Annotated in this window: 13 protein-coding genes; 5 read left to right on the top strand and 8 right to left on the bottom strand. The window is 67.6% G+C overall.

The window, feature by feature from the left end; all coding sequences use genetic code 11:
• Nucleotides 1-106: 106 nt before the first annotated feature.
• Genes ACIQBL_RS03745 through ACIQBL_RS03735 form a run of 3 tightly spaced genes read right to left on the bottom strand, consistent with a single transcriptional unit; the run spans nucleotide 107 to nucleotide 1,610 of the window.
• Entirely contained in the window at nucleotides 107-523 is a 417-nt protein-coding gene (locus tag ACIQBL_RS03745; protein WP_401936340.1) for a DUF6113 family protein, read from the bottom strand.
• Nucleotides 523-1,392 (bottom strand): N-acetyl-1-D-myo-inositol-2-amino-2-deoxy-alpha-D-glucopyranoside deacetylase, encoded by an 870-nt coding sequence (mshB, locus tag ACIQBL_RS03740; RefSeq protein WP_401936338.1) that lies wholly within the window; start codon nucleotides 1,390-1,392, stop codon nucleotides 523-525. Before mshB ends, ACIQBL_RS03745 begins: the two co-directional genes overlap by 1 nt.
• 23 nt (nucleotides 1,393-1,415) lie before the next feature.
• Nucleotides 1,416-1,610 (bottom strand): hypothetical protein, encoded by a 195-nt coding sequence (locus ACIQBL_RS03735; RefSeq protein WP_362975292.1) that lies wholly within the window; start codon nucleotides 1,608-1,610, stop codon nucleotides 1,416-1,418.
• Nucleotides 1,611-1,813: 203 nt separating this feature from the next.
• On the opposite strand from ACIQBL_RS03735, the gene ACIQBL_RS03730 reads away from it, so the two are divergent.
• Entirely contained in the window at nucleotides 1,814-3,937 is a 2,124-nt protein-coding gene (locus ACIQBL_RS03730; protein WP_401936335.1) for a prolyl oligopeptidase family serine peptidase, read from the top strand.
• 151 nt (nucleotides 3,938-4,088) lie between these two features.
• Here ACIQBL_RS03730 and ACIQBL_RS03725 read toward each other — a convergent pair whose 3' ends face one another.
• Genes ACIQBL_RS03725 through ACIQBL_RS03705 form a run of 5 tightly spaced genes read right to left on the bottom strand, consistent with a single transcriptional unit; the run spans nucleotide 4,089 to nucleotide 9,677 of the window.
• Complete coding sequence (locus ACIQBL_RS03725; protein ID WP_401936333.1) at nucleotides 4,089-5,162, bottom strand: ABC transporter ATP-binding protein; 1,074 nt, start codon at nucleotides 5,160-5,162, stop codon at nucleotides 4,089-4,091.
• Entirely contained in the window at nucleotides 5,155-6,129 is a 975-nt protein-coding gene (locus ACIQBL_RS03720) for an ABC transporter ATP-binding protein (RefSeq protein WP_401936330.1), read from the bottom strand. Before ACIQBL_RS03720 ends, ACIQBL_RS03725 begins: the two co-directional genes overlap by 8 nt.
• Nucleotides 6,130-6,138: 9 nt before the next feature.
• Entirely contained in the window at nucleotides 6,139-7,119 is a 981-nt protein-coding gene (locus ACIQBL_RS03715) for an ABC transporter permease (protein WP_401936329.1), read from the bottom strand.
• A complete protein-coding gene (locus ACIQBL_RS03710; RefSeq protein WP_401936327.1) occupies nucleotides 7,112-8,035 on the bottom strand; it encodes an ABC transporter permease in 924 nt (307 codons plus the stop codon). Before ACIQBL_RS03710 ends, ACIQBL_RS03715 begins: the two co-directional genes overlap by 8 nt.
• 7 nt (nucleotides 8,036-8,042) lie before the next feature.
• Nucleotides 8,043-9,677: an ABC transporter substrate-binding protein gene (locus ACIQBL_RS03705; RefSeq protein ID WP_401936325.1), complete on the bottom strand. Its 1,635-nt coding sequence runs from the start codon at nucleotides 9,675-9,677 to the stop codon at nucleotides 8,043-8,045.
• Nucleotides 9,678-10,120: 443 nt separating this feature from the next.
• Here ACIQBL_RS03705 and ACIQBL_RS03700 point away from each other — a divergent pair, with 443 nt between their 5' ends.
• The 4 genes from ACIQBL_RS03700 to ACIQBL_RS03685 all read left to right on the top strand — a co-directional run bounded on the left by ACIQBL_RS03700 (nucleotide 10,121) and on the right by ACIQBL_RS03685 (nucleotide 15,107).
• Nucleotides 10,121-11,149 (top strand): ABC transporter permease, encoded by a 1,029-nt coding sequence (locus ACIQBL_RS03700; protein WP_401936324.1) that lies wholly within the window; start codon nucleotides 10,121-10,123, stop codon nucleotides 11,147-11,149.
• Between the two features lie 74 nt (nucleotides 11,150-11,223).
• Nucleotides 11,224-13,011 (top strand): ABC transporter substrate-binding protein, encoded by a 1,788-nt coding sequence (locus ACIQBL_RS03695; RefSeq protein ID WP_401936321.1) that lies wholly within the window; start codon nucleotides 11,224-11,226, stop codon nucleotides 13,009-13,011.
• 81 nt (nucleotides 13,012-13,092) lie between these two features.
• Nucleotides 13,093-14,073, top strand: a complete 981-nt coding sequence (locus ACIQBL_RS03690; protein WP_401936318.1) for an ABC transporter permease — start codon at nucleotides 13,093-13,095, stop codon at nucleotides 14,071-14,073.
• 8 nt (nucleotides 14,074-14,081) lie between these two features.
• On the top strand, nucleotides 14,082-15,107 hold the full coding sequence (locus ACIQBL_RS03685) for an ABC transporter ATP-binding protein (protein ID WP_401936316.1): 1,026 nt from the start codon (nucleotides 14,082-14,084) through the stop codon (nucleotides 15,105-15,107).
• Nucleotides 15,108-15,124 lie beyond the last annotated feature (17 nt).

The raw sequence follows: 15,124 nt of genomic DNA, 5'->3' as shown, positions 1-15,124 counted from the left end.
ACTCGGCGGCGCGCACCACCATACTGGCCACTTCTTGGCGGTATCCCACGACCGCTGGGGAAACCCACACCGGACTCGCACGCGTGCGTCACCGCGAAGTGGTACGTCACTTGCCAAGTCGGACGTCAGGGCTGCTTGGTTGCCGCCCCAAACCCAACGTGGCGCACATCACAGCCACGGCCATCCCGCCGAGCAGGAAGAAATAGGAACCGACTCCCGCGCCGAAGAGGAAGTCGCCTTCCGGTCGGCTGGCGGTGAGCAGGACGACGGCGACCATCCAGCCGGCCGCGGGTGCCACGGCCCCGCCCCGGCCGTCGGCGGCTCTCGCTCCGCCGAGGAACAGTCCGCCCGCTCCGGCGAGCGCGAGCAGCAGTCCGCCCGGGAACCAGGCGGCCTGCACCAGCGCCCCCGCCGCCCCGACGACCGCGCCGAGCACGAAGAGTCCCAGGTAGGCCAACACGCGCAGGGCGGACGGCCGTTGCAGCGGCTGGGCGAGCAGGCTCCCGCCGTTGGTGGCGCTCATCACGGGCCCAGCCCTTCGAAGAGGTCGGTCTCGGGCGCCCCACCGGGTACCCCGCTCACGGAAGAACGCGCCAACTCGTAGTACTCGGTGGTGAACACGGGCTGCGCGAGTTCGTTCGACAGCACGAAGTACGGCTCGTCCGGGGCCACTTCGATCTGCGTGGCGTGCGCGCGCATCGCCGCGGTCTTGGCGGCGGCGTACGCGGTGCCGTCGATCGCGGCGGTGATCCGCTCGTCGTCCACGACACCCGGTACGTCGTCCACGGCGGCCGTCGCGGCGAAGGGAAGCTCCGGCAGTACGGCACGGAGCCGCGCGAAGCCCTCCTCGACGACGGTCCGGGGTACGCGGTTCCAGTAGACCTTGGCGACCGGATGCCCGGCGTCGGCGGCGAGTTCGGCGGCGCGCATGGCGACGCGGTGGGCCTGGATGTGGTCCGGGTGGCCGTAGCCACCGTCGGGGTCGTAGGTGACCAGGACCTGGGGGCGTACCTCGCGGATCACCTCGACGAGGTGTCCGGCGGCCTCGTCGACGTCGGCCTGCCAGAAGCAGGCGGGGTCGTCGTTGTCCGGGGTGCCCATCATCCCGGAGTCCTGGTACCGGCCGCGGCCCCCCAGGATTCCGTGGTCGGCGACGCCGAGCGCCTTCATGGCGGCCGTGAGTTCGCGCTCCCGCTCCTCGGCCAGCGCGGAACCCGACAGATGCCGCAATTCCGGCGGGATGACCTCGCCGTGCTCGCCGAGGGTGCACGTCACCAAGGTCACGTGGGCACCCTCGGCCGCGTACTTGGCCATGGTCGCGCCGTTGTTGATCGACTCGTCGTCCGGGTGCGCGTGCACGAGCAGCAGACGACGGCCGGGCAGTTCCGTCATGGGCCCACCCTAAAGGGGACCCGTCAGAACTTGATGCTGCCGATCATGCTGGCGATGTTCGTCGTGAGATCGCTGATCGTGGGCGCGATCGTCGAGGAGGCCAGATAGAACCCCAGGAGGATGCAGACGACCGCATGACCGCCCTTCAGCCCTGACTTCTTGACCAGAAGGAAGACGACGATCGCCAGCAGCACCACCGCCGAAATCGAGAGTGCCACGGCGGCTCACCTCCAATGATCCCAGGGACTAGGGGGGTCGGACTATGGGGGCAAATGGATCCATGGCGTGGACCCGTACAGCAAATCCATACAGCAGCCAGCAGGTTCATACCCACCCAGCGCCAGTGATCATAACTATCCGCGCTCGCGCATCGCTCGGCGCACAGCCGCACAAGGGGGCGCATGGCCAATATGGTCGGGGCATGACGACCGAGGCTGACTCCTTCCCCCGACGGCACGCCCGTACCCAGCGGTTCACGCTCGGCGCGCCGCGCGCGTTCACCGTGGCGCCCGACGGTTCCCGGGTCGTGTTCCTGCGTTCCTCCTCCGGCACGGACCGGGTGAACGCGCTGTGGGTCCTCGATCCGGCGGACGGCGGGGAGCGGGTGGCGGCCGACCCGCGCGCCCTCCTCGGCGGCGCAACGGAGCACCTCTCCCGCGAGGAGCGGGCGCGCCGCGAACGCAGCCGCGAGGGCGGCGCGGGGATCGTCGGCTACGCCACCGACAGCGAGGCCGAGTTGGCGTCTTTCGCCTTGTCAGGGCGGCTTTTCGCGGCCGAGCTGCGAGCCGGCACGGCACGTGAACTCACCGTCCCCGGACCGGTGATCGACCCGCGCCCCGCCCCCGACGGACGGCACATCGCCTACGTCGCCGGCGGCGCCCTGCGCGTCGTGGGAGCCGAGGGCGACGGCGACCGGGCGCTCGCCGAGCCGGAGTCGGAGCAAGTCACCTACGGGCTGGCCGAGTTCATCGCGGCCGAGGAGATGAGCCGTACGCGCGGCTTCTGGTGGTCGCCGGACTCGGACCGGCTGCTGGTCGCCCGCGCGGACGACACGCCGGTCCAGCGCTGGTGGATCGCCGACCCGGCCCACCCGGAGCGCGAGCCGCAGCGGGTCGCGTATCCGGCGGCGGGCACGGCCAACGCGGACGTGCGGCTGTACGTGATCGGTCTGGACGGGGTGCGCACGGAGGTCGTCTGGGACCGGGCGCGGTACCCGTATCTGGCGCGAGTGCACTGGTCAGCGGCGGGTGCGCCACTGCTGCTGGTACAGGCCCGGGACCAGCGCAGCCAGCTGTTCCTCGCCGTCGAGCCGGACTCCGGGGCGACCCGGATGGTGCACGCCGACGAAGATCCAGTTTGGCTTGATCTTTTCCCTGGCGTGCCCTGCTGGAGCCCCTCCGGGCAGCTCGTGCGGATCGCCGACGAGGGCGGTGCCCGGGTGCTCGCGGTCGGTGAACGCCTGCTCACGGGACCGCAGTTGCACATCCGCGCGGTGCTGGACGTCTCCGACGACAGCGTGCTGGTCTCGGCGTCGGCGGGCGAGGACGCGCCCGCCCCGGAGACCGGCGAGGTGCACGTCTATCGCGTCAACGAGCTCGGCCTGGAGCGTCTCTCGCAACAGCCCGGAGTGCACTCGGCGGTGCGCGCCGGGGGCGTGACCGTACTGCTGTCGGCGGTGCCGGACCGGCCGGGCACGCGGGTACAGGTGCTGCGCGAGGGCAAGAAGACGGCGACCGTCACGTCGTACGCCGAAGATCCCGGTACGACCCCGCGCATCACGTTCACCGAGGGGGGCGCACGACGTGTACCGTGCGCCCTGCTTATGCCACGGGACTACGACGGCAGCGGCCCGCTCCCGGTTCTGCTCGACCCCTACGGCGGTCCGCACGGTCAGCGCGTGGTCGCCGCGCACAACGCGCACCTCACCTCGCAGTGGTTCGCGGACCAGGGTTTCGCGGTGGTCGTCGCGGACGGCCGGGGCACGCCCGGCCGCTCACCGGCCTGGGAGAAGGCGATCAGGGACGACCTCGCGGCAGTCGTCCTGGAGGACCAGGTGGACGCGCTCCAGGCGCTCGCGGCCGACTTCCCGCTCGACCTCGGCCGGGTCGCGATCCGGGGCTGGTCGTTCGGCGGCTATCTGGCCGCACTCGCCGCGCTGCGCTGCCCCGACGTCTTCCACGCGGCGGTGGTCGGGGCGCCGGTCACCGACCTGCGCCTGTACGACACCCACTACCAGGAGCGGTACATCGGGCACCCCGCCGAGCAGCCCGAGGTCTACCGCCGCAACTCCGTGATCGACGACGCGGGCCTGGTGGACGCGGCCGAGCCGCACCGCCCGATGCTGATCATCCACGGCCTGGCGGACGACAACGTGGTGGTCGCCCACTCCCTGCGCCTGTCCTCCGCGCTGCTCGCGGCGGGCCGCCCGCACGAGGTGCTCCCCCTGTCCGGGGTGACGCACATGACCCCGCAGGAGACGGTGGCGGAGAACCTGCTGCTGCTCCAACTGGACTTCCTGCGGCGTTCGTTGGGGCTCCCCCGCTGACAACGGGCAACGGACCGGGGCGACATGGCGCGCCCCGGTCCGTTTACGGCACCCGCACGGCCGTACGTTGTTCAGGTTGACGCGTCCGTATATCGGGACCGGGTCGGCCGAGTTGCCTGCGTGTTAACGCGGTTGATACCTGTTTGTGGTGTTATTCCGCCCCATCCGCAAGATCGTCCGGGGTCGCTTCGGGGGTCTCCTCCTGCGGTACGACCGTCTTCTCCTCCGCGAAGTGACAGGCCGAGTCGTGCGCCGCGGGGCCGCTCGCGAGCCGGAACTCGGCGGGTACCGCGAGCAGCGGCACCTCCAGCGAGCACCGCTCCCGCGCCTTCCAGCAGCGGGTGCGGAAGCGGCATCCGGACGGGATGTTCGTCGGCGACGGCACGTCCCCCGACAGGATGATCCGCTCCCGGTGCTCCCGCGCGTCCGGGTCGGGCACGGGCACGGCGGACAGCAGCGCCTGGGTGTACGGGTGCGTCGGGTGGTCGTAGATCTCCGCGTCCTTGCCGATCTCCACGATCCGGCCGAGGTACATGACCCCGACCCGGTCCGAGATGTGCCGGACGATCGACAGGTCGTGCGCGATGAAGACGTACGACAGGTCGAACTCGCCCTGGAGCCGGTCGAGGAGGTTGATGACCTGGGCCTGCACGGAGACGTCGAGCGCGGAGACGGGTTCGTCGGCGACGATGACCTCGGGGCGCAGCGCCAACCCCCGTGCGATGCCGATGCGTTGGCGCTGGCCGCCGGAGAACTGGTGCGGATAGCGGTTGATGTACTCGGGGTTGAGCCCGACGACGTCGAGCAGATCCTGAACCCGCTTGCGCCGGTCGCCTTTTGGCGCGACCTCGGGGTGGATCTCGTACGGCTCCCCGATGATGTCGCCCACCGTCATACGGGGGTTGAGGGAGGTGTACGGGTCCTGGAACACCATCTGGATGTTGCGCCGGGCGGCCTTCAGGGCGCGGCCGGACATCTTGCTGATGTCCTCGCCCTTGAACTTGATCGAACCGGCCGTCGGGCGCTCCAGGTTGACCAGCATCTTGGCGACGGTCGACTTGCCGCAGCCGGACTCCCCGACGATGCCGAGGGTCTCTCCTCTGGCGAGCGTGAAGTCCACACCGTCGACCGCCTTGACGGCACCGACCTGTTTCTTGAAGAGGATGCCCTGGGTCAGCGGGTAGTGCTTGACGAGTCCGGCGACTTCCAGGATCGGCTCAGCCATTGAGGCACTCCCTCCAGAAGTGGCAGGCGCTGCCCCGGTGTTCGTCCACCTCGTACAGCTCGGGTTCGTCGGTCCGGCACACGTCCTGGGCCATCGGGCAGCGGGGGTTGAAGGCGCAGCCGGGCGGGATGTGCATGAGGTTCGGCGGCAGGCCCTTGATGGCGTAGAGCTCCTGGCCCTTCTGGTCCAGGCGCGGGATGGAGTCCAGCAGGCCGCGCGTGTACGGGTGGGCCGGTGCCTTGTAGATGTCGTGGACGGGGGCCGACTCGACGATCCGGCCGGCGTACATCACGGCGATCTTGTCCGCGACGTCGGCGACGACTCCGAGGTCGTGGGTGATGAGGATGAGCCCCATGTGCAGTTCGCGCTGCAACTCGGCCAGCAGGTCCATGACTTGTGCCTGGACGGTGACGTCGAGGGCGGTGGTCGGTTCGTCGGCGATGATCAGCGCCGGTTCGAGGGCGAGCGCCATCGCGATCATGATGCGCTGGCGCATACCGCCGGAGAACTGGTGCGGGTAGTCGCGGACGCGCTGGGCCGCGCCCGGGATCCGTACGCGCTCCATCAGTTCGATCGCCTTGGCGCGGGCGTCCTTGCGGGACATTCCCCGGTGCACGACGAACATCTCGCCGAGCTGGTCGCCCACGGAGAGCACGGGGTTGAGCGAGGACAGCGCGTCCTGGAAGATCATCGCCATCTCGGCGCCGCGCACCTTGCGCCGTTCCTCTTCCCTGAACTTCAGCAGATCCTTGCCCCGGAACAGGATCTCCCCGCCGGTGATCTTCCCCGGCGGCACATCGAGAATCCCCATCACGGCCTGCGCGGTCACGGACTTCCCGGACCCCGACTCCCCCAGCACGGCGAGGGTCTCCCCCTCGTCCACGCTGTAGCTGACCCCGTTGACGGCCTTGGCGACCCCGTCCCTGGTCCTGAACTCCACGTGCAGATCCCGCACTTCGAGCAGCATGACGCCGCCTCACCTCAACTTCGGATCGAGGGCGTCGCGCACCGCGTCGCCGAGCATGATGAACGCGAGGACGGTGATCGCCAGGGCTCCGGCCGGCCAGAGGAGCATGTGGGGGGCGTTGCGGATGTACTGGGACGCCGAGGAGATGTCGATGCCCCAGCTGACCGTGGGCGGCTTCAGGCCCACGCCGAGGTACGACAGGGTCGCCTCCAGCGAGATGTAGGTGCCGAGCGCGATGGTGGCGACGACGATCACGGGTGCGACCGCGTTCGGGGTGATGTGCCGTAGCAGGAGGCGGGAGTTGGAGGCGCCGAGTGCCCTCGCGGCCTGGACGTAGTCGTTCTGCTTGGCGGTGATGACCGAGCCGCGCGCGATGCGGGAGATCTGCGGCCAGCCGAGCAGCACCATGAACCCGATGACCGGCCAGACCGTGTTGCTGGTCACCACGGACAGGAGGACCAGACCGCCGAGGACGACCGGGATCGCGAAGAAGATGTCCGTGAGGCGGGACAGGAGCGAGTCCCAGATCCCGCCGAAGAAGCCGGCGAGTCCGCCCAGCACCGATCCGAAGATGGCGACGCCCAGCGTGGCCAGCACGCCGACCGTCACCGACGTACGGGTGCCGTAGACCGTGCGCGTGTAGACGTCGCAGCCCTGGCCGTCGTAGCCGAAGGGATGGCCGGGCTGGGAGCCTTCCTGGGCCTTTGCGAGGTTGCACTTGAGAGGGTTGCCGGAGGCGATCAGTGACGGCCAGAGGGAGATGACGACCAGGAAGAGGATGACCAGCGCGGAGAGGATGAAGACGGGGTTGCGGCGCAGGTCGCGCCAGGCGTCGGACCAGAGGCTGCGGGGCCGCTCCTGGGGGCCTGTGCCCTCCGGTCCCCCGGGAGTCTTCTCCAGCGTCTCCGCCTCGCTCGTCGCGAGGTCCATCGTCGCGCCCATGCCGGTCCCCGCAATGGCGCGATCCGGCTCGAACGGCTGCTCAGGCATAGCGGATCCTCGGGTCGAGTACGGCGTACAGGAGGTCGACGAGCAGGTTGGCGACCAGGAAGACGAGGACGAGGACGGTCACGAAACCGACGACGGTCTGCGTGTTCTGGCGCACGATCCCCTGGTAGAGCTGGAAGCCGACGCCGTGGATGTTGAAGATCCGCTCGGTGACGATCGCGCCGCCCATCAGGGCGCCGATGTCGGTGCCGATGAAGGTGACCACGGGGATCAGGGAGTTGCGCAGGAGGTGGCGGATGACCACCCGGCGCCTCGGGAGGCCCTTCGCCACGGCCGTACGGACGTAGTCGGAGCGCCGGTTCTCCGCGATGGACGTCCGGGTCAGCCGGGTCACGTACGCGAGCGAGACCGAGGCGAGGACGAGCCCGGGGACGATCAGCTCGCTGAAGGTCGCGTCCGAGGAGACGGACGGTTTGATCCAGCCCCACTCGACACCCAGCAGGAGTTGCAGCAGCAGACCGGTGACGAAGGTCGGGATGGAGATCACGACGAGGGTGAGCAGGAGGACCGTGGTGTCGATCGGGCGTCCGCGCCTGAGGCCGGTGACCACACCGAGCGCGATGCCGACGACGACCTCGATGACGATCGCCACGACGGTCAGCCGGATGGTGACCGGGAACGCGGTCGACATCAGCTCGGTGACCTTCTGGCCGTTGAACGCCGTACCGAAGTCACCGGTGAAGACGTTCCCCATGTAGGTCAGGTATTGCTGCCACACGGGCTTGTCGAGCCCGAACTCGCGCTTCAGCTGGGCGGCCGTCGCCGGGTCGCACTGCCGGTCGCCGCAGAGGCCCGCGATGGGGTCGCCCATCACGTTCACCATCAGGAAGATCAGCAGGGTGGCGCCGATGAAGACCGGGACCATCTGCAGCAGACGCCGGACGACGTACCGCCCCATCGCGGGCTCAGCCGACCTTGATCTCGTTGTACACGGGGACGCTGAACGGGTTGAGCGCCACGTTGGAGAGCCGGTCGGAGTAGCCCGCGCTGCCGTTCTGGTACCAGAGCGGGATGGCGGCCATGTTGTCCCGTACGACGCCCTCGGCCTGCTGGAAGAGCTTGATCGCCTTGCCCGTGTCCGTCTCCGCGTTGGCCTGGTCGACGAGCTTGTCGAAATCCTTGTTGGACCACTGGCCGTCGTTGGAGGAGGCGTTGGTGTAGTAGAGCGGCTGGAGGAAGTTCTGGATGAGGGGATAGTCCATCTGCCACCCCGCCCGGAACGGCCCGGTCATCTTGTGCTGGCCGATCTGGTTGCGGAAGTCCGCGAAGGTGCCCACCGGATTCCCGACACACGCCTTGTCGTTGCCGAGCGCGTTGTTGATGGAGTTGCACACGGCGTCCACCCACTCCTTGTGCGAGCCCGTGTCCGCGTTGTACGTGATCTTGACCTGCCCGCCGGGAATCCCGCCGCCCTCCTGGACCAGCTTCTTCGCCTCGGTCGGGTTGTACTTGCAGGAGTCCCCGCACAGCCCGTCCTGGAAGCCGCCCGCGGTGCCGAGCACCGGGGAGGTCCAGTCGGTGGCCGGGGTGCGGGTCTTCTGGAAGATCGTGCTGGTGATCTGGTCCCGGTTGATGGCCATGGACAGCCCCTGGCGGACCTTGTCCGAGCCGCTCTTGTTCCAGTTCTTGTCGTAGTACGGGAACGCGAGGGTCTGGATGATGCCGGCGGGCGTGTTGATGTACCGGCCGCCGAGGTCGCTCTTGACGTTCTTGAGCTGCGAGGCGGGGATGTCGTCGACGAGGTCGAGGTTGCCGGCCATCAGGTCGGTGTAGGCGGTGTTGTTGTCGGTGTAGACCTTGAGGGTCACGCCACCGTTCTGCGCCTTGTCCGCACCGGTGTAGCCGTCCCACTTCTTGAGCTGCATCTGCGAGCCCTTGGTGTACGACTGGATGGTGTACGGCCCGTTCCCGACCGGCTTCTTCAGCCAGCCGGCGTGGTCGGAGAAGAACGTCGACGGCAGCGGGGAGTAGGCCGCGTAGCCGAGGGTGTCCGGGAAGGTCGAGAACTTCTGGGTGAGCTTGATGGTGAAGGTGTCGGTGCCCGTCACCTTGAGGCCGCTGAGGGTGGCGGCGGACTGTGAGCCGCTGTCGGGGTGGACCTTGTCGTAGCCCTCGATGTACCCGAAGAAGTACGCGTTCTTCTGGTTGTTCTTGAGGCTGGCGCCGTAGTTCCACGCGTCGACGAAGGACTTGGCGGTCACCGCCTCGCCGTTGCTGAACTTCCAGCCGCTCTTCACCGTGACCGTGAAGTTCTGCGAATCCGTGGTCTCGATCTTGTCGGCGAGCATGTCCGTGGCCTTGCCGGTCTTCGGGTCGTACCGCTTCAGACCGCGGAAGACCATGTCGAGGACCTTGCCGCCCTGCACCTCGTTGGTGTTGGCCGGCTCCAGCGGGTTCTGCGGGTCTCCCCAGGAGGCGCTGAGCACCGCACCGCTGCCACCACCGCCGCCGCTACTGCTCCCGCCGCCCCCACAGGCGGTCGCCGCGAGGGCTACCGCCGCCGCGCAAGCGGCCCATTTGGCGTGCGTGGCTCCACGCATCGAGTGCCTCCTCAGGAAAGCCGATCCATGCCGATCCGTTACCGGTCAATATCGGCTCAAAAGGAGCACATCGCCTGCGGGCCCACCCGTTCGGGGGACCTCCGGCCCCTGTTCGGTCGATCGTCGACATGGAGCACAATGGATCACCGCGAAGCGATGCGGAACCGTTGGATTGCGACGCCCCGATGTACGCATTCCGATACGCAGGCGTCCGCATAACGAACTCATTGCCCGTTTCGCGCAGTTGGCCCGACATAAAGCACGGATCGATCACGGCGCGCTACCCGCGTAGCTACGGATTAGTCAAAGAAAGGTAAAGAACGCAAAGAGAAAGTCAAGTCGACCTAGATTTTATTGACCTTGCATGAATTGCGTTGAAAAAGTCCGGCGTAGCCCGTAGGGAGCGCCCTGCGGAGTCCTTGACCCACAGGGCACGGAGCGTCATGACCCCCCCAACCCCTTCACCGGCCGCCCCGCTCGAGGTGACCGAAGAAGACAACGCGACACCGGCGAAGCACTCGCCCCTCAAGGGCGACGAGAGCCGCTCACCGGGACGGCTCGCCTGGAGTCGTTTCAAGCGCGACCGGACGGGGGTCATATCCGCCTATGTAGTGATCTTCTTCTTCGTCATCGGCATCGGCGCTCCGGTGATCGCGAAGCTCTACGGCAAGGACCCGTACACCACGTACGGCATGAACATCCCTGGCCTGCTCAACGAGTTCAACTTCCCGATCAAGGCCAACGGCGGCATCAGCTCCGACTTCTGGTTCGGCATCGAGCCGCAGCTCGGCCGGGACGTCTTCACCTTCCTGCTGTACGGCATCCGCAACTCGCTCATGATCGCGGCCATCGCCACCCTGCTGACGACCCTGCTCGGTGTCGTCATCGGCATCACCGCGGGCTACCTCGGCGGCAAGACGGACTACCTGGTCGGCCGCGTGATCGACATCCTGCTGGCCTTCCCCCAGACCCTGTTCTTCATCGCGTTCTGGCCGGTGGCACTGGCGATCTTCGTGTCGCCGGAGGAGAACACCCCGGTCTGGCTGACCGTCACGAGCCTGATCCTGGTGATGACGGCCTTCGGCTGGGCCTCCATCGCCCGACTGCTGCGCGGCGAGGTACTCGCCCTGCGCGAGCGCGAGTTCGTGGAGGCCGCCAAGGTCACCGGAGCCTCACCGGCCCGGATCATCTTCAAGGAACTCCTGCCCAACCTGTGGACGCCGATCCTGATCCAGTCGACGCTCCTGCTTCCGGCCTATGTCACGGCCGAGGCGGGTCTCGCCTTTCTCGGCGTCGGCCTCTCGGATCCCACGCCCGACTGGGGCGTGATGATCCAGAACGGCGCCAAGTACTACCAGGACGACATCACGTTCATGCTCTTCCCAGGTCTGTCGATGGTGATCTTCGTCGTCGCCTTCAACCTGCTCGGCGACTCGGTCCGCGACGCACTGGACCCGAAGACCAAGCGCTGAGCCCCGCCCCGGCCGGAGCGACGGGGCCCCGGCCGGGATCCAGTACCACCTTCCTCTACGAGAACGGGTCAGCCATGTCTCTCTCCCGCAGAAACTTCGTCATAGCCACAACTGTCGCGGCCGCAGGCTCGACGCTGCTGTCCGCGTGCAGCAGCGGCAACGCGGGAGGCGGCAGCGGAACCACTCCGAGCGACGGCGCCACCTCGTACACCGGCGCCAAGGTCACCGTCGGCACCAAGGCCGACTCGACCGGCCCGGCCCCGGAGATCGCCGGCGCGAAGAAGGGCGGCACGATCTACGGCCTCGCGCCCGACGACTTCTCCCACCTGGACCCGCAGCGCATCTACTTCGCGTACAACTCGACCGTCGCGCTGCTCCTGCACCGCTGCCTGACCGGGTACAAGATCGACTCCTCCGGCCACCAGAAGCTGGTCGGCGACCTCGCCACGGACACCGGCACCCCCTCCGCGGACAACAAGACCTGGACCTTCACCCTGAAGGACGGTCTGAAGTGGGAGGACGGCACTGAGCTGACCGTCGAGGACGTGCGCCACGGCATCGAGCGCTCCTGGGCCTCCTTCATCACCGAGGGCGCCAACTACGTCCAGTCCGCGCTGACCGGCAAGGGCGGCAAGTGGCGTGACGCGTACGCGGGCCCGTACGGCGGCAAGCACCTGTCCTCGATCGTCACCGACAAGGCGAAGAAGACGATCACGTTCAAGCTGGCCGAGGCCAAGCCGGACTTCAACTTCACGCTGGCGATGCACTCCTACGCCGCGGTGTCCCCGAAGCTGGACACCAAGGAGAAGTACGACAAGAAGCCGGCCGCCTGCGGTCCCTACAAGATCAAGGCCCACACGACCGACAAGTCGATGGTCCTGATCCGGAACAAGAACTGGGACGCGGCGACCGACTCCATCCGCAACGCCTACCCGGACGGCTTCGAGTTCGACTTCGGCATCCAGACCCTCGACTCCACCGACCGCCTCATCGCGGACCAGGGCAACGACCAGTACGCCGTGTCGATCTACAAGGGCGTCCCGGCCGAGCGCATCCAGAAGGTGCTCACCGACCCCGCGCTGAAGAAGCGCAGCTTCAACGGCCTCCTCACCGGTGTCTACTACTACGCGATCAACACCAAGCGCGTCACCGACCTGAAGGTCCGCCAGGCCCTCAACCACGCCTGGCCGCTGCAGCAGATCCGGCAGATCTACGGCGGCCCGTCCGCCGGTGACATCGCCACCTCGATCCTCAGCCCCGACATCATCGGGTACGAGAAGTACGACGCCTACGGCAAGCTGAAGACTCCGCAGGGCGACCCGGCCAAGGCCAAGGCGCTGCTGAAGGCGGCCGGCAAGGAGGGTATGAAGATCGTCTACGCGTACCCGAAGGACCCGACCTACGACAAGACCAAGGTCGTCATCGAGAACGCGCTCAAGGCGGCCGGCTTCACCCCGGTCATCAAGGCGGTCGACTCCACGTCGTACTACGACCAGATCCAGCAGATCGACAACAGCTACGACGTGACGTGGTTCGGCTGGTCCCCGGACTGGCCGACCGCCTACACCGTGATCCAGCCGCTGTTCGACGGCGGTGCCATCGGCAACGGCATGAACAACATCTCGCAGACCAACATCAGCTGGATCAACGACGGCATCAAGAAGAACGCGGTCATCGCCGACCAGGCGACGGCGGGCAAGGCCTGGGCCGCGCTGGACAAGCGGATCATGGAGGAGGTCGCGCCGATCATCCCCGAGACGTTCTCGCGGCGCTACTACGTCTACGGTTCCAAGGTCGGCGGTGCCCAGTTCGACCCGAACTTCTCCGCGACGCTGCTCTACAAGACGTTCGTGAAGGCCTGACGTTAGGCCCCCGGCGGGGCGGCTGTCGGCCGCCCCGCCTTCTCACCCCCCTACGGCATCCGTCAGGAATACCCAACTGCCATGTTCCGCTTCCTTGTCCGCCGCACCCTCGGCGCAGCTGTGATCCTGCTGATCATCAGCGCCCTGGTGTTCGTCCTGTTCTACGCCGCTCCGCGCGACCCCGCCCGTATCGCCTGCGGCAAGGTCTGCACCCCGGAGACTCTGGCTCTGGTGAAGAAGAACCTCGGGATCGACCACTCGGTACCGGTGCAGTACTGGGACTGGCTCAAGGCTCTGTTCGTGGGGCGTGACTACTCCTCCTTCGGGCACTGCGACGCACCGTGCCTCGGCTACTCGTTCCAGAGCCGTGAGCCGGTGACGGCCACCATCCTGGACCGCTTTCCGACCACGATCTCGCTGGCCCTCGGCAGCTCCGCGGTCTTCCTGATCTTCGGTATAGGCACCGGCATGCTGGCCGCCGTCAAGCAGGGCAAGGCCGTGGACAAGGTCGCCAGCTCGGCATCGCTGATCGCGTCCTCGATGCAGATCTACGTCATCGGCGTGCTGGCCACCTACCTGCTGGTCGACCAGTGGCATCTGCTGGACCGCGCGAGCTACACGCCGTTCACGGACAACCCGGCCCAGTGGGCGCAGGGTCTGCTGGTGCCGTGGCTGGTGCTCTCGCTGATCTGGACTGCCAACTACACGCGTATGACGCGCTCGCAGATGGTCGAGTCCCTCAGCGAGGACTACGTCCGTACGGCCCGCGCCAAGGGCCTCTCCGCCCGCACGGTGTTCTTCCGCTTCGCCTGGCGCGGTGCCATGGGCCCGATCATCACCATCTTCGGCCTCGACCTCGGCACGCTCCTCGGCGGCGCCATCATCACCGAGTCGACCTTCAGCCTGCAAGGCCTCGGCATGCTCTCGGTGAAGGCGGTCGGCACCAACGACCTGCCGATGCTGCTCGGCGTCGTCCTGGTCTCGGCGGCCGCGATCGTCATCTTCAACATCATCGTCGACGCCGTCTACGCCCTCATCGACCCGCGCGTGCGCCTCGCTTAAGGAGAGCCATGAGCAACCCCTTCCTCTCCGTGCGCGACCTCAAGGTGCACTTCGCCACCCACGACGGCGTCGTCAAGGCCGTCGACGGACTCTCCTTCGACGTCGAACGCGGCAAGACCCTCGGCATCGTCGGCGAGTCCGGCTCGGGTAAGTCCGTGACCAACATGGCGATCCTGCGCCTGCACGACCCGCGCAACACCGTGATGGACGGTGAGATCCTGCTCGACGGAAAAGAGCTGATCACAGCCTCCGAGCGGGAGCTGGAGCAGCTGCGCGGTAACAAGATGTCCATGATCTTCCAGGACGCGCTGGCCTCCCTGTCTCCTTACCACACCATCGGCGCGCAGATCGGCGAGACGTACCGCAAGCACACCGGCGCCTCCAAGAAGGAGGCCCGGGCGCGGTCGATCGAGATGCTGCGCCGGGTGGGCATCCCGCAGCCGGACGTCCGTGTGGACGAATACCCGCACCAGTTCTCCGGCGGTATGCGCCAGCGCGCGATGATCGCCATGGCCCTGGTCTGCGACCCGGAGCTGGTGATCGCCGACGAGCCGACCACCGCGCTGGACGTGACGGTCCAGGCCCAGATCATGGACCTGTTGAAGGACCTCCAGCAGGAGTTCGGCACCGCGATCATCTTCATCACGCACGACCTGGGTGTCATCGCCGACATCGCCGACGACGTGCTGGTGATGTACGGCGGCCGGTGTGTGGAGCGGGGCACCAAGCAGGAGGTGCTGCGCACGCCGGAGCATCCCTACACCCTCGGTCTCCTCAGTTCGATGCCGACCCTGGACGGGCCGGTCGACGTGCCGCTCTCCCCGATCCCGGGCTCGCCCCCCTCACTGCTCAACCCGCCGTCCGGCTGTCGCTTCCACCCCCGGTGCACCTTCACGGAGAAGGTCTCCGGCGAGCGCTGCTCGGACGAGCAGCCGGTCCTGCAGATCGGGGACGGGCGCGGCGCGGCGTGTCACCTGACGTCGGAGCAGAAGCGCGAGCTCTTCGCCGACTACGCCACGGCGCGGACCAACTGACGTACAAGAGACGGGAC

Origin of the sequence: Streptomyces sp. NPDC088350, from assembly GCF_044753545.1 — a bacterium.
GTDB lineage: Bacteria > Actinomycetota > Actinomycetes > Streptomycetales > Streptomycetaceae > Streptomyces.
The sequence above is the reverse complement of the archived record's forward strand: the minus strand, read 5'-3'. Positions and strand labels throughout refer to the sequence as shown.

What these genes read in the sequence shown, in the direction of transcription:
- ACIQBL_RS03730 (WP_401936335.1), top strand. Translation starts at nt 1,814, where the DNA reads ATGACGACCGAGGCTGACTCCTTCCCCCGACGGCACGCCCGTACCCAG.
- ACIQBL_RS03700 (WP_401936324.1), top strand. Translation starts at nt 10,121, where the DNA reads ATGACCCCCCCAACCCCTTCACCGGCCGCCCCGCTCGAGGTGACCGAA.
- ACIQBL_RS03695 (WP_401936321.1), top strand. Translation starts at nt 11,224, where the DNA reads ATGTCTCTCTCCCGCAGAAACTTCGTCATAGCCACAACTGTCGCGGCC.
- mshB (WP_401936338.1), bottom strand. Translation starts at nt 1,392, where the DNA reads ATGACGGAACTGCCCGGCCGTCGTCTGCTGCTCGTGCACGCGCACCCG.
- ACIQBL_RS03715 (WP_401936329.1), bottom strand. Translation starts at nt 7,119, where the DNA reads ATGCCTGAGCAGCCGTTCGAGCCGGATCGCGCCATTGCGGGGACCGGC.
- ACIQBL_RS03720 (WP_401936330.1), bottom strand. Translation starts at nt 6,129, where the DNA reads ATGCTGCTCGAAGTGCGGGATCTGCACGTGGAGTTCAGGACCAGGGAC.
- ACIQBL_RS03725 (WP_401936333.1), bottom strand. Translation starts at nt 5,162, where the DNA reads ATGGCTGAGCCGATCCTGGAAGTCGCCGGACTCGTCAAGCACTACCCG.
- ACIQBL_RS03745 (WP_401936340.1), bottom strand. Translation starts at nt 523, where the DNA reads ATGAGCGCCACCAACGGCGGGAGCCTGCTCGCCCAGCCGCTGCAACGG.
- ACIQBL_RS03705 (WP_401936325.1), bottom strand. Translation starts at nt 9,677, where the DNA reads ATGCGTGGAGCCACGCACGCCAAATGGGCCGCTTGCGCGGCGGCGGTA.
- ACIQBL_RS03690 (WP_401936318.1), top strand. Translation starts at nt 13,093, where the DNA reads ATGTTCCGCTTCCTTGTCCGCCGCACCCTCGGCGCAGCTGTGATCCTG.
- ACIQBL_RS03710 (WP_401936327.1), bottom strand. Translation starts at nt 8,035, where the DNA reads ATGGGGCGGTACGTCGTCCGGCGTCTGCTGCAGATGGTCCCGGTCTTC.
- ACIQBL_RS03685 (WP_401936316.1), top strand. Translation starts at nt 14,082, where the DNA reads ATGAGCAACCCCTTCCTCTCCGTGCGCGACCTCAAGGTGCACTTCGCC.